We start from the raw sequence: 13087 nt of genomic DNA, 5'->3' as shown, positions 1-13087 counted from the left end.
CTACTGTCGAGAACCGTCTGGTCAAAGTGTTCGATACCATGCAGTGTCCAACGTGGCGGCGGTGTCTGTGCATTCCCGTTCCGACCGTGGCCGCGGTTTGCAGTGTCGCACGCGACTGGCGATTCCGGAGGGTCCGATGCAGCCAGTCGTGCGGCGGCCGCACGATGTGGCCGGCGAACAACGAGTAGCCCGAAGGCACTTCGACGCGCCGGCACGCTGCGCAGGGCCGATCCGTTGCGTTCGCCCGATACATCCGCATCGATGAGCCGATCGTCGACGTCAACCAGTAGATCGACACGTTGATGAGGATCCCGTCTCGGGAGAAGACACTTTGGAGCCGGTGGGAGAACCCGAAACCCGATATGTCGGGGACACCGCGAAGCAGGGTTTGCATGTGATGCGCATCTCAGTAGGGTCGGGGGATGGCAGAGCACTCGCGCCTCGACAACTGGCCCCGTCTGCGTGTCGACGACTGGACACCGACGCGCGACACGCTCCACATGTGGACGCAGATCATCGGCAAGATTCGGCTCGCCCACGCCCCGCTGGTCGCCACTGGTGGCAAGTCACGTTGTACGTGACGCCGCGTGGACTCACCACATCGGCGATCCCGCACGGCGGTGACACCTTCGACATCGAGTTCGACTTCATCGACCACCAGCTGCGAATCCGAAGTAGCAGCGGCGCGAGCCGATCCATCCAGCTCAAGGCGCAATCCGTCGCGGACTTCTACTTCAAGGTCATGGCGGCGCTACACGAGCTGGGACTCGACACGCGGATCCAGTCGCGCCCCAACGAGGTCGAGCCGGCCGTGCCGTTCGCCGAAGACGTCGAACGGGCATCGTACGATCCCGCTGCCGCGAACCTGTTCTGGCGGCAACTGCTGCAGGCCAACCGCGTCATCGGCCAATTCCGATCGCGGTTCGTCGTCAAGGTCAGTCCTGTTCACTTCTTCTGGGGAGCAATGGATTTGGCCTGTACCAGATTCTCCGGCGGTACCGCGCCGATCCACCCCGGTGGTTCACCCAATGTCGGTGACTGGGTGATGGAAGAGGGGTATTCCCGCGAACTGAGCAGCTGCGGGTTTTGGCCCGGCGGCGGCGACGAGGGGGCGTTCTATGCCTACGCCTACCCGGCACCCGATGGTTTCGCCGACTACCAGGTCGGCCCAGAAGAGGCGTTCTACAGTCAGGACTACCGCCCGTTCCTGCTGCCATACGAGGCGGTGCGGCAAGCCGCGGACCCTGATCAGGCTCTGACCGAATTCCTCCAGGACACTTACGAAGCGGCGGCAGTCCTCGGCAACTGGGACCGTGCCGCGCTGGAGGACGACCCCGATCGCTGGAAAGTCCGGCAATCGCGTGCATGAGGGAGTGCGGGGACCGTGCACGCGGCTACCGCGGGCCGGCAGTCGTCGAGATCGTCACCGACCTCGATCACGCTGACGATCTCTATTCGTCGATGATGTCGGCACGCGGCGCAGTCGGCGAGGTGTCCGGCCGGATGTGTGCGTCCGGGGTGGCGCATTGGTGGTCGACCAGGAACCGGGGAACGGCGCGGCACACCGTGTCCAGGTCGCGGCTGGCGAACATGATGGCGCGGTCGGGTCGCACCACCACCGCGGTGACCTGATGGCGCTTGAGCCACCGGGCCAGCTCGGACCCGGCCGCGGCGTGCACAGTGCTCGCGCCGCGGGTCTCGACGATCTCGCGCTGCGACGGGCTCAGCGCCACGGTGGTGATCACCGCGAATCCCAAGCCCAGCTCATCATCGAGGAAAGAGCCGTTGTCCAGCAGCACATTCCGGCATAGGTGTCCCCCGACGCGGCCGGTACGCACCGTGCGCCGCACCAGGGTCGATGACCGCAACGGCGGCGTCTGGGAATCGGTCACCTTCGTCCGCAGCCCCGGCACCAGGTGTAGCCACGGCAGGATCAACGAGCGGGCGGCCGTCCCGAGCCGACCACCGCAGGTCATCGCCCGTCCGACGTTGAGCGCCAGCCAGATCATGTGCCGAGCATGCGGACGTCGCTCAGTCTCATAACTGTCGAGCGCACTGCGAGACAGATCGCCGCGCCACACACCGGCGATCTTCCACGACAGGTTCATCGCGTCACGCAACCCGGAGCCCATACCCTGGCCGATGAACGGTGGGGTCAGGTGCGCAGCATCACCGAGAAGAAAGACGTTGCCACGCCGCCAGCAGTCGGCGAGTTGTGCACGGAAGGTGTACTCCGCGACACGAATCAACTGGAGATCCGCGTCATCGACGTCCCGTGTCCACGGGGCGATCAGCGGATGAAGCGCGGCCACGGTGGCGTAATCGTCGACCGACTCGTGGTCGAGGAGGCGGAATTCCCAACGGTAACGGGTGGGACCGATCCGCATATAGGTGCCTGCGCGGTGGTCATCGCAGAGCTGGTGCACTCCCTCCCACTGGTGCAGATCGGCGTCGGTGGCGATGTCGACGACCAGCCAGCGTTGATCGAACTTCAGGTTGCGCATCTGCGCGCCGATCGTCGTGCGCACCATGCTGTTGGCACCGTCGCAACCGAGCACGAAATCGGCGGTGATCACCGACTCATCGCCGGTCGTCCGGTCGCGCATCCGCAGACGTATTGGGCGGTCACCGGCGGCGAGCTCGAAAACCTCGGTGTCGCCGCGAAACCGTGCGCGCGGGTGCCGGTGCAGGTTGGTGCGCAACAGTTCTTCGAGCTGAGGTTGGTCGAACATGCTGGCCGCCGGAAAACCGTTGCGCGTCAGCGTGGTATCGCGACGGAACTCAGCGAGCACCGACAGGTTGCGGTCGACCAGCCGCAAACCCTGAGCCGCACGCGAGATGCCGGCGAACTCCTCGGCTATCCCCAGCCGGGCCAGGATGCGGTAGACCTCGTCATCGAGGTGGACCGCACGCGGTTGCGGATACACCTGCGGCCACCGGTCCAACACCAAGGTGTCGACGCCGTACTCGGCGAGCAAAGTGGCTGCGGTGACCCCGGTGGGACCACCGCCGACCACCACCACCGGGACGTGCTCGGTGGTCGCGCTGTCCGCCGTGCCCGTCATTGCCCATCGGTCTCGTAGTTCACCGAGAACGACTTCACCAGGCGTTGCAGTGCGGTGCGGTCAGCCGACCCTCCGAGTGTGATCGCGGCGGCAGGAAGTCCCGTGATTACGCTGCGAGACAACGTGATTTCCCCCTCATGCATGGCGCACCGACAGCCGTTGTGTGCCCAGATCGATCACACCGTCGTCGGTGGCGACCGACGCTTCGACGACATCGCCGTGCTGCAGATACTTCCGGTTTTTGGCCTGGCGGGAGAAGAATGCCTTCCACTTGACCGCCGGCGGTAGCAGGTTGCCGATCATCTCGATCGGCTTCGGCGGGGCGGTCAGCGCGGTGCCCGCCGGGGTCCCGGTCAGCACCAAGTCACCGGCAGCCAGGTCCTGGAAGCGGGTGAGCGACTGCAGTGCCTGTAACGGGCGGTACAGCATGTCACCTTCGACCAGCGAGTTCTGGCGTTCTTCGCCGCTGACGCTGAGTCGCAGTCGCAGGTCACCGAACCGTGACAGCTCGGCGCCATCGAGAAGCACCAGCGCCGGGCCGACGGGTGTGAACGTCGGGTACGACTTGCCCTCGTAGAACTGGGTCTTCGGGAGCTGGATGTCGCGGGCGGACACATCGTTGGTGATAGTCAACCCGGCGATGATGTCGGCCAGGTCGTTCTCGGCCACCGTCGAACCAGCCGGAACGTCGCGCCCGATGACCAGACCGATCTCGACCTCGTAGTCCAGCAGTGTGACGTGCGCGGGCCGGACGATCTCCCCGAACGGACCGGTGATCGAGGCCGACGACTTGCGAAAGAAGGTCAGTGGCAGCGTCTTCGGGTCCATTCCGGAATCGACGGCGTGGGATTCGAAGTTCGTCATCTGGGCAATGACTCGGCACGGTGCGGTCACCGGTGACAGCAGTTGCAGTTCCTCGACGGGTACCGCGTCCCCGCCCACCGCGGCGGCGTCGATCGCGGCCCTGTCGGTCAGCAGCTCCGCGGTGGTGGTCGCAGCCGTGGCGATCTGGACGGCGCCTGTCGGCGTGTGAACCCACCAGCCATCGGATGTACGCAGGACGGAAGTGGTCATGAGATCGCTACTTTCACTAGGCCGACAAGACGGTTGAGGTCGAATTCGTTGTCACCGCGCAGGGCCGAGACCATGGACGTCAGCTGATGGCGGGCGGCACGCGGATCTGCGTCGAGGAAGTCCTTGGTGGCCGGCGGGCCCCACTGCGCCAGTCCCGACGCGGTGAACGGCGCCCAGCCGGGTTCGAGGGTGTTGTCGAACATGTCGCCGTCGGCGAAGTGCTCGACCAGCAACCCGTCGGGGTCGCGCCAGTAGTCGAACAGCTGGCTGCCCTGGATGTGACGACCGATCCCCCAGGAGCGGTAATAGCCACGCTCGCGCAGATATTCGCCGCCGGCGGCCAGCGCGTCCAGATCGCTGACCTCATATGCCGAGTGCACATAGCGGTTGGCCGGCCCTAACGCCAAGGCCAGCGTGTGGTGATCGGCTGGCGTGGCGCCGCGATCACACCGGATGAAACTCATCGCCGGACCCCGCGCTCGCTGCCCGGGGAAGAACAGGAAGTCGCTGACGATCATCCCGAACGTATCCAGATACCAGTTCAGGGTCTTCATATAGGTGGTGGACTGCAACACCACATGGCCCAGCCGTTGCACCCGTGCCGGCACCCGCGGCGGACGGACCGTGGCGTTGACCCGCGCGGTATCGGGACCGGTGTTCAGAATCTGCGGCCCCTGAGCAGGCTGGTCGGGCAGATCGTGCATTCCCGCAACGATCTTGACCGCCATCCCACTCGGATCACTCAGTTGCACCGCCATCCCGCCGATCGCCTCCGGCAGCCGATGCACGGTGGCGCCCGTCTTATCGGCGAGCCGCAGCACATCCACTTCGTCGGCAGCCCGCAACGCCAGCCCCGCAAAGCGAGCGCGCTGACCGCGGCGCATGATCACACACGGCGATCCGGCCTTGGTGCCGCGAAGATGCAGTTCCTGCGGATCACGCAAAGCGATACCGAACCCGAACGACCGCGCAAATGCCTCCGCGCGCACCAGATCGGGCTTGTCGAACTCCAACCATGCGATGTCCGCGACCCGAATGATCGGATCCCGCGCGCGGCCGGCATGCTCGCCACGCACCGCGCCTTGGTCGCTGTGTAGGTCCTTGTGGCCGTCTCGACTCGGTTCGATCGCCTGTGCCACGTTGCACCTCCTCCATTGCGGATTCTGAGGAAATCGTCACATACGATCGTATGCTCAGTCAAAGTTCTGACGATATCCTCAGGATTGATGGTGGCTGCTATCATCGCGCCATGGATCTGCCGGAGCTCAGCGTCGCCGCATCGCCGAGTCCGCCGGTCAGCCGGTTGGAACGGCGGAAGCTGCGTACCCGGCGCGCCCTGATACGCGCGGCGCAAGGCTTCATTGCTCAAGGAAGAACGAGCGTGCCGATCCTGGAGATCACCCAGGCAGCCGATGTGGGCATGGGTTCCTTCTACAACCACTTCGCCACCAAGGAAGAGTTGTTCGAGGCGGCCCTGGCCGATGCCCTCGACGATCTCGGTGCCCTGCTGGACGGCTTCACCGACTCCATCTCGGACCCAGCCGAGGCCTTCGCCGTCAACTACCGTTTGAGTGGACGGTTGTTCCGCTATCGCCCGCGCGAGGCCGCGTTGCTGCTCGCGCACGGCGATTCCTTGATCATGTCCCATCGCGGCTTGTCGCCGCGCGCGCTACGTGACATCACCGCCGCCATCGACCACGGGCGGTTCACGATCGCCGATCCCGAATTGGGCCTCGCCATCGCCGGAGGCATGTTCGTCGGCCTGGCCACCCTGCTCCGGGAACGGCCCGAGCGTGATACCGAAGCCACCGTGGACGCGGTGACCGAGCGACTGCTGAGAACGCTCGGCCTGACGGCCAAACAGGCCAGAACCTTATGCCAGAAGCCACTTCCCGACATCTCGCCGCTACGTGAGTCGCCTGCCGAGTGGCCCACGCTCATGACAGCCGAGAAACCCCATCAGCAATCCGACTGATGACCCGCTAGCGACATCGCCTTACCTTCACCGGCTCTACGGTCGATTCGTCGGCGGTAGCGCGCGCCCCGGCGATTCTGCCGGGGTCGCCGCCCCACGTCGTCGCTGGCCGGCTCAACAGCCCATTCCAGCCGGGCTGACCCCCAACCGCTACCTGTCTGCTCGCGACCGGCGTCGCCCATAGGCGGCCTGGGCGTTCTGCGAGGTCTACCGTGGGCGGAATGGGTTTGTTCAGTCACGAGGAGTTCCCGGGCGCGGCCGACGGCGTTGTGGTCAGCGCTGTGCGCAGTTTTCATCGTGTGATTGCTGGCGGGGTGCGGATCAATGCGGTCCGGGTGCCGATCGACTATGACAACCCCCTCGAAGAACGGCTGACAGAACTCACGGCAAGCGGACAATCGGCGGCGGCACGACCTGACGGACTTCACTTGGGACGAGGTTCACCTGCTCCGAGGTCTGACCAAGCAGAAGGTTGAGGAGATAGTCGTAGCGGAGGTCATCAGATACGAACGCTACGACCCAGAGATCAACCTGCTGGTGTTCGAGGACGAGCAGACTGTAGTGAAAGTCATCGGTGTCTACGGCATGCTTACCGCTGAGCGTCCGAGTTGGCCGCGCGAAGTGCTGTTGGAGCCGTGGCGCGGACTATTGAAGCTCCCCCTCCCCGGTGAAACGAGTTGATCACCACGCACAATCCACGACTCATCGCAGGCCGCCCGCATCGCTGCAGGGCATCGGACCGGCCAGCGTGCTGGGCCTGGCCAGCACGGCGATCAGCAGCACCGACGCGGCGGCGATGACGAAGGCCGCCTGCACGCTCACCGCGTCCGCCGCCCCGCCGAGGATGGCCGCGGCGAACGGCCGCGATCCCAGGAAGCCCACCAGCCACAGCGCCATGATCCGGCCGCGCAGGTAGTCGGGGGCGCGTTCCTGCACGACGGTACTCAAACCCGTCATCGCCCACCCGAAGCCCAGGCCCGCCACCGCGAAGCCGATCAGCGCCGCCGCGGTGACATTACTCACGGCCAGCAACCCGCAGCCGGCGCCCAACAGCGCCAACCCGATCCAGGACACCCACGCCGACTGCACCCGGCCGCGCATGAAGGCCAGCGCCACCATGCTGACCGCGGCGCCGATACCGAACGCCGCCGACAACGTGCCGACCAGCTGCGCTCCGCCGCCCAACTCGTCGGCCATGACAGGGGTGAGCGTGATCGACGGGTCCGCGGCGAATCCCACCGTGGCCACGGCCAACAGCCCCAGCAGCAGCGGGCGGTCGCGCCAGACGTAGCGCAGCGCGGCCCGCACGCGGTAGTCGGCGTCGGCCTTGCGCTCGGGCGGGGCCGGGAAGTGCACGAGGATCAGGAAGATCGCGAAGATCAGATGCAACGCGGCGCTGAAGGTGAACGCCGCGGAGGTGCCCAGGTGCGCCGCGAGGTAGGCCCCGACGGCCGGGCCGGCCACCCGGCCGATGGTCATGGGGATGCTGTTGAGCGCCATCGCGGTGGACAGCTCGCCGGGCCGGATCAGGCTGGGCACGATGGATTGCATTGCCGGGCCGCCGATGACGAAGCCGAGCCCCACGAGCAGGGTTCCGAGCAGGATCGGCAGCGCGGCGCGACTGCCCGCCAGTTCCGGGGTGAGGGCGAACCAGATCGCGATGGAGGCCGAGCCGGCCACACAGAAGATCCGGCCCAGCAGGATCTGCCGGGCCGGGTTGCCCAGGTCGGCCCACTTACCAGTGATCGGGCTCAAGATCAGCTGCGGGGCGAACTGCACCACGCCGACCATTCCGACCATCAACGCCGAACCGGTCGCCTCGTACATCACGATGGCGGCGACGATGCCGTGCGTCCACACCCCGACGACGGAGAGGATCTTGCCCCAGAACAACGCCCCGAACACCCGGTCGAACATCAGACCGAGCGCCCCGCGGGGCCGTGCCGGAGCAGCGATGTGGGTGGTCAAGCGTCAGCACCTCGTTCGAAATCGTCGGCGAGTCGGTCGAGCAGTGTCACCAGGGTGTCCACTTGCTCGTCGGGCCAATCGGCCACCACGGCGGTGACCATGTCGCGGCGTCGCGCGGTCACCTGCGCCAGCGTCTTGCGCCCGACGTCGGTGAGTACCAGCAGGGAGCGGCGCTGATCGTCGGCCGCCGGTGACTTGGTCAGCAGCCCGGCGGCCACCACCGTCGACACCGTGCGACTGGCGGTGGAGTGCTCGATGGCCAGGTCCTCGGCCACGTCGCTGATCGAAGCGGCGCGGCCGCTCAGCGCCCGTCGTTCCACGGCCCGCAGCACCCGCAGGGTCGAGAGCGCCCGCACCGAATCGGTGCTGTCGAGCACCCGACGGCGCCATTCGGGGCGCTGGCGGGCGGTGAAGATCCGCGTCAGCAGCTCGTCGAGATGGTCATAGCGGGACGGCGACACCAAATATGCATAGCACATATATGTTTCTGGGCCCAAGCCGTTTTGACCACCGTCACAGCGGGGTCAGGGCGCTCAGCGCTCCTCGAGGACCGCCTTGAGGAACGTGCGGGTGCGCTCGTTGTCCGGATCGTTGAAGATCTTCGACGGCGGGCCGTCCTCGATGATCACGCCCTGGTCGAACATCATCACCCGATGCGAGACGTCGCGGGCGAAGTGCATCTCGTGCGTCACGATCAGCATGGTGATGTCGGTGGTCTCGGCGATCTCGCGCAACACCCCCAGCACGTCGACGACGAGTTCGGGATCCAGGGCGGAGGTCACCTCGTCGAGCAGCAGGATGTCGGGTTCCATCGCCAGCGCGCGGGCGATCGCGACGCGCTGCTGCTGACCGCCGGACAGCCGGGTCGGGTGCGCGTCGACGAAATCGACCATGCCGACCTTGTCGAGCAGTTCGGTGCCGCGGGCGCGCGCGTCGTCCTTGCTCAGGCCCAGCACGGAAACCGGTGCCTCCATGACGTTTTCGATGACCGTCATGTTCGGGAACAGGTTGAACTGCTGGAAGACCATCCCGATCCGCTGCCGGGCCTTGCGCAGGTACTTCTCCGAGGCGGGTTCGAGCTTGCTCCCTTTGCGCTCATGGGTCAGCGGCTCGCCGTCGACCCAGATGACGCCGCCGCTGACCCGCTCGAGGGTCATCAGCAGCCGCAGGATCGTGGTCTTGCCGGATCCGGACGGGCCGATCAGCGTCACGCGTTCGCCGGGGGCGATCGAGAAGTTCATCCCGTCCAGCACGGTCTTGGGACCGAACCGCTTGACCACGTCCTCGAAACGGATCATCGGTTCGCCGGTGGCGGCGGATTCTTCAGCGGGCAAGGCGAGTCTCCAGTCTTCTCATGAGGACCGACGTCGGGTAGCTGGCCAACAGGAAGATCAGGCCGGCGACGGTGATCGGCTCGATGTAGCGGTAGTTCTGGCCACCGAACTGGTTGGCCACCGTGACCATCTCCGCGACCCCGATGACGATGAGGAACGGGGTCTCCTTGAACAGCGCGATGATCTGATTGCCGGTCGACGGCAGGATCCGCCGGACCACCTGGGGCAGGATGACGCCGATCCAGGTCCGCCGCGGCGACAGCGACAGCGCCGTGCACGCCTCCCACTGCCCCTTCGGGATCGCGTCGATGCCGGCGCGGTAGACCTCCGACATGTAGGCGGCGTAATGCACCCCGAGCACGGCGATCCCGGTGACCAGCGCGCTGAGTTGGACGCCGACCACGGGCAGCCCGAAGTAGACGAAGAACAGCTGGATGGGGATCGGGGTGCTGCGGATGAATTCCACCACCCAGTAGGTGGGCCAGGAGATCCACGACGCGTCGGCGCGGCGGCCGAGCGCGAAGAGCAGGCCCAGCACGATCGCGACCACCGCGGCCGCCGCGGTGATGCCCAGCGTCAACTTCAGGAACGCCTTGACCAGCTCGGGCAGGACCTCCCAGGTGTAGTCCCAGTTCCACAACCGCCGTTCGGTGCCGTTCATCACGCCACCGCCTGCGGTTGCTCGATGACGACCTGTCTCGCACCGCGGCCCACCCGGGCCGACGCGCGCTTCTCGAACCACCGGATGACCAGGACCAACAACTGGGCGATCAGGAAGTAGACCACCAGCGCGATGCTGAACGCGGCCAGACTGCCGATGTCGAACTGCAGTTGCTTCACCTCATAGGTCAGTTCGGTGATGCCGATCAGGTACAGCAGCGACGAGCTCTTCAGGATCTGGATCCACAGGTTCCCGAACGGCGGGATCATCTCCGGCAGCGCCTGCGGCAGGATGACGCGGCGCATCCGACGGACCCGGCCGAGCCCGAGCGCCACCGTGGCCTCCCACTGCGCCTTGGGCACGGCCATCACCGCGCCGCGGACGATCTCGGCGCCGTAAGCCCCGAAGTTGAGCCCGAACGCGATGGTGGCCGCGGCAATCGGTTCGAAGCGGATGCCCAGCTGCGGGAGCACGAAGAAGATCCACAGCAACTGGATCACCAGCGAGGTACCGCGGAAGAACTCGACGACCACGCGGGCGAAGCCCCGCACGGCGACCAATCGGGACAGCGACATCAACCCGAAGACGAACGAGAGCACCAGCGCCGCAAGGGCGCCCAGCACCGTGTAGAGCAATGTCACGCCGATGCCGGTGAGGAAGAACGGCGCGGTCTCGACGAACTGTTCGGTCATGACATCAGCCTTGGCAGAGCTGTTCGGCGGTCAGTTCCGGGTCCGGACGTTCGGCCTCGGTGAACCCGTACGGTTCCACGAGTTCGAGCCACTTGTCACTCCTGATCAGTTCGGCCAGTTGGGCATTGAACGCCTCGCGCAGCGCGACGTCACGCTGGCGGAACACCGCAGCCCCGGCGTTGACCTGTTCCTTGCCGTCGATGACGGGAACGAAGGCCTCGCCGACCTGCAGGCTGCTGTCGCCGCCGGCCAGCGCGCGCAGCGAAATACTGGTCAGCGCAAAGGCGTCCGCGCGGCCCGACTTGACCGCGTCCAGGCCGGCCTGCTGATCGGCGACGAGTTGCAGCTGCCCGTCCGGCACCCCGGACCCGGTTGCCTGCCCGACCTCGGCCGCGCCGTTCATCACCGCCAGCCGGGCACCGGCGTCGATCACCGACTGATAGTCGGTCAGCCCCTTGGGATTACCTGCCGGGACCAGCAACGACGTCGTCGCGACGTAGACCGGGTTGCTGAACGCGGCCTGCTTGCACCGATCCGGGGTGATGAACATCCCGGCCGTCACCACGTCGACCCGTTCGGAGTTGAGGGCCTGGATCAGCGAGCCGAACTCGAACATCGTGGGATTGAGCGAAATTCCGCCGATCTGGTCGAAGATGTAACCCTGCACGGCCGGGGACTGCCCCACCAGATCGCCGCGGTCACGGTAGGCGTAGGGGCGCTCGTTGGCGAAGCCGACGTTGATGCTGCGGTCTTCCTTGACCCGTTCGAGGGTGTTCGTACCGCCCAGGGATTTCCCGGTACCCGGCTCGGTGAAGGTGCACCCACCGACCGCCAGAGCGATTGTTGCCGCCCCGGCCAATACCGACCGGAACCTCGCGCGACCACTGCGCGCACGTTGCGACTTCACGTTGCCTCTCGTTGCCTGAGCTCGAGCACATTTCGTTGGTAGCTGTCCCGACGTTATCGGACTTGATGGGGCCTCGGGGCGCCAATTGCCGGGTTCGGCGTGGCGGCCGGCTCGGCGCGCACCTCGCGCAGCAACACCCGCCAGCGTTGCGTTCCGGAGGTGCCGGGCGGGCCAGGTCGGCCCGTTACTCAGCATGCGAATATTGCTGAACGGGTGACGTGTGACGGCACAGTTAATTTGCCGAAACGGAACCGCCGGTACCGCACACTTTACTTGCGTGGGCAATAATGCGGCTTATGCTGCACAAATACGTTCCACTACTGCTAGTATCGGAACAGCTGCAACCACCTACGGGTTAACGGACACAGTCGGCAGCTGGGAACGAGGTCGTTAGCTATGACAACGGTTGAGCCGTCGTCACGGACAGACCTGCCCGACGTTGACATCGTCGTGGCGCTAGCTTCCCACCCGCCAGCAACGGCACCGATCAAGGTCATTCACTGCAGCCGATTGGGCATGCAGGCCAACCCGCCGGCCGCCCCGTGGCCGTTCAGGTGGTTTTTTCGCCGCTGATTCAGCGGTTGCGGAGTCGGCGGATGACCAGCGCGACGGTCAGCACACCCAGCCCCGCCAGCGAGATCGTCACCGCCGGCTTCTGCACGAACGCCAGGGCGCGCGCCTTGGCGTCCTCCGCGATCCGCTGCGGGTTCGCGCGAGCGGCCAGCGAGTCCACCGTCGCCGCCAACTGGTCGCGCGCCTGATCGATCTCCTTCATGATCTCTTCGGGATCCCGATCCGCCACGCTCATCCTCCATGTCCGGCAGTCCGACTCTTGCAGTACCTGCCGAATTACCCTAGATCAGCTGGCACCGTAATCCACCACCGGTGGACAGGAAGGAACAAAGTTGACCGCAACGGCTCGTCTCACAGCAGGTGACAAAGCACCGGCGTTCGCACTGCCCGACGCCGACGGCAAGCGGACCGAACAGACGGGTGTACCAGGTAGATCCGATCTGGATCTGGACCGCAAATAGCACGCACTGCGGAGTCTTAGCTGCTGAAGGGGTGGGATCGCATTAATCGCGTTGTGGAACGGAGACTGCGGCTGTGGCCCAATAAACAGACCCGCGCAGAAGCTGCGAGGTTGTTGACCGGCGGAATGGAACTGGGCGAAGTACTCGCGCGCTACCCAGACGAAGTGATCGCGGTCGACCGGGGCAAGCGCCGCGGGGCAGCCCGCAGAGCGATTTGGGCACACTACGCATTACTGCAAGAAACTGCCGGTGAACCGGACATCGACCCAGGAGACCGCACGGCCGTCGAGCGCGTAGTCCGTGACGAAGGCGCCGAGGTCGCGCGGTGCCGAACGGGTAGCCCATTGAAGATGTACGAAGACGCCATCCCAGACCTA

General features: G+C 65.8%; 12 protein-coding genes and 1 pseudogene. 3 read left to right on the top strand and 10 right to left on the bottom strand.

Going from position 1 to position 13087, the window contains the following annotated elements:
* Positions 1-422 precede the first annotated feature (422 nt).
* A pseudogene (locus EL338_RS07380) lies at positions 423-1369 on the top strand (DUF5996 family protein).
* A gap of 82 nt (positions 1370-1451) precedes the next feature.
* Here the strand turns inward: EL338_RS07380 and mhpA are convergent.
* The 3 genes from mhpA to EL338_RS07365 all read right to left on the bottom strand — a co-directional run bounded on the left by mhpA (position 1452) and on the right by EL338_RS07365 (position 5278).
* Complete coding sequence (gene mhpA / locus EL338_RS07375; protein WP_126333132.1) at positions 1452-3065, bottom strand: bifunctional 3-(3-hydroxy-phenyl)propionate/3-hydroxycinnamic acid hydroxylase MhpA; 1614 nt, start codon at positions 3063-3065, stop codon at positions 1452-1454.
* Positions 3066-3200: 135 nt separating this feature from the next.
* Positions 3201-4139 (bottom strand): fumarylacetoacetate hydrolase family protein, encoded by a 939-nt coding sequence (locus EL338_RS07370; protein ID WP_126333131.1) that lies wholly within the window; start codon positions 4137-4139, stop codon positions 3201-3203.
* On the bottom strand, positions 4136-5278 hold the full coding sequence (locus EL338_RS07365) for a VOC family protein (RefSeq protein ID WP_126333130.1): 1143 nt from the start codon (positions 5276-5278) through the stop codon (positions 4136-4138). Before EL338_RS07365 ends, EL338_RS07370 begins: the two co-directional genes overlap by 4 nt.
* Before the next feature lie 110 nt (positions 5279-5388).
* Between EL338_RS07365 and EL338_RS07360 the strand changes: the two genes are divergently transcribed.
* Together EL338_RS07360 and EL338_RS07355 are read left to right on the top strand one after the other, a co-directional pair.
* On the top strand, positions 5389-6114 hold the full coding sequence (locus EL338_RS07360; protein WP_126333129.1) for a TetR/AcrR family transcriptional regulator: 726 nt from the start codon (positions 5389-5391) through the stop codon (positions 6112-6114).
* 221 nt (positions 6115-6335) lie between these two features.
* Complete coding sequence (locus tag EL338_RS07355) at positions 6336-6590, top strand: hypothetical protein (protein ID WP_126333128.1); 255 nt, start codon at positions 6336-6338, stop codon at positions 6588-6590.
* A 226-nt stretch (positions 6591-6816) separates the two neighbouring features.
* Here the strand turns inward: EL338_RS07355 and EL338_RS07350 are convergent, their stop codons facing one another.
* The 7 genes from EL338_RS07350 to EL338_RS07320 all read right to left on the bottom strand — a co-directional run bounded on the left by EL338_RS07350 (position 6817) and on the right by EL338_RS07320 (position 12478).
* Positions 6817-8031: an MFS transporter gene (locus EL338_RS07350; RefSeq protein ID WP_126336727.1), complete on the bottom strand. Its 1215-nt coding sequence runs from the start codon at positions 8029-8031 to the stop codon at positions 6817-6819.
* 47 nt (positions 8032-8078) lie between these two features.
* Entirely contained in the window at positions 8079-8561 is a 483-nt protein-coding gene (locus EL338_RS07345) for a MarR family winged helix-turn-helix transcriptional regulator (protein ID WP_126333127.1), read from the bottom strand.
* A 54-nt stretch (positions 8562-8615) separates the two neighbouring features.
* Positions 8616-9380 carry an ectoine/hydroxyectoine ABC transporter ATP-binding protein EhuA gene (ehuA, locus tag EL338_RS07340; RefSeq protein ID WP_126336726.1) on the bottom strand — a complete coding sequence of 255 codons (765 nt, stop codon included), beginning with the start codon at positions 9378-9380 and terminating at the stop codon, positions 8616-8618.
* A gap of 25 nt (positions 9381-9405) precedes the next feature.
* Positions 9406-10077, bottom strand: a complete 672-nt coding sequence (gene ehuD / locus EL338_RS07335; RefSeq protein ID WP_126333126.1) for an ectoine/hydroxyectoine ABC transporter permease subunit EhuD — start codon at positions 10075-10077, stop codon at positions 9406-9408.
* Positions 10077-10769, bottom strand: coding sequence for an ectoine/hydroxyectoine ABC transporter permease subunit EhuC (ehuC, locus tag EL338_RS07330; protein ID WP_126333125.1), 693 nt, complete (start codon positions 10767-10769; stop codon positions 10077-10079). The genes ehuD and ehuC overlap by 1 nt, the downstream gene beginning before the upstream one ends.
* Positions 10770-10773: 4 nt before the next feature.
* Complete coding sequence (ehuB, locus tag EL338_RS07325; protein ID WP_235666398.1) at positions 10774-11676, bottom strand: ectoine/hydroxyectoine ABC transporter substrate-binding protein EhuB; 903 nt, start codon at positions 11674-11676, stop codon at positions 10774-10776.
* 574 nt (positions 11677-12250) lie between these two features.
* The gene (locus EL338_RS07320) at positions 12251-12478 is read right to left on the bottom strand and encodes a DUF3618 domain-containing protein (RefSeq protein ID WP_126333123.1); all 228 of its coding nucleotides are present in this window, start codon (positions 12476-12478) and stop codon (positions 12251-12253) included.
* Between the last annotated feature and the right edge of the window lie 609 nt (positions 12479-13087).

The sequence above is a fragment of the Mycolicibacterium chitae genome (genome assembly GCF_900637205.1).
Lineage (GTDB): Bacteria > Actinomycetota > Actinomycetes > Mycobacteriales > Mycobacteriaceae > Mycobacterium > Mycobacterium chitae.
The sequence above is the reverse complement of the archived record's forward strand: the minus strand, read 5'-3'. Positions and strand labels throughout refer to the sequence as shown.

What these genes read in the sequence shown, in the direction of transcription:
- mhpA (WP_126333132.1), bottom strand. Translation starts at nt 3,065, where the DNA reads ATGACGGGCACGGCGGACAGCGCGACCACCGAGCACGTCCCGGTGGTG.
- EL338_RS07370 (WP_126333131.1), bottom strand. Translation starts at nt 4,139, where the DNA reads ATGACCACTTCCGTCCTGCGTACATCCGATGGCTGGTGGGTTCACACG.
- EL338_RS07360 (WP_126333129.1), top strand. Translation starts at nt 5,389, where the DNA reads ATGGATCTGCCGGAGCTCAGCGTCGCCGCATCGCCGAGTCCGCCGGTC.
- EL338_RS07355 (WP_126333128.1), top strand. Translation starts at nt 6,336, where the DNA reads ATGGGTTTGTTCAGTCACGAGGAGTTCCCGGGCGCGGCCGACGGCGTT.
- EL338_RS07350 (WP_126336727.1), bottom strand. Translation starts at nt 8,031, where the DNA reads ATGTTCGACCGGGTGTTCGGGGCGTTGTTCTGGGGCAAGATCCTCTCC.
- EL338_RS07345 (WP_126333127.1), bottom strand. Translation starts at nt 8,561, where the DNA reads ATGTGCTATGCATATTTGGTGTCGCCGTCCCGCTATGACCATCTCGAC.
- ehuA (WP_126336726.1), bottom strand. Translation starts at nt 9,380, where the DNA reads ATGATCCGTTTCGAGGACGTGGTCAAGCGGTTCGGTCCCAAGACCGTG.
- ehuD (WP_126333126.1), bottom strand. Translation starts at nt 10,077, where the DNA reads ATGAACGGCACCGAACGGCGGTTGTGGAACTGGGACTACACCTGGGAG.
- ehuC (WP_126333125.1), bottom strand. Translation starts at nt 10,769, where the DNA reads ATGACCGAACAGTTCGTCGAGACCGCGCCGTTCTTCCTCACCGGCATC.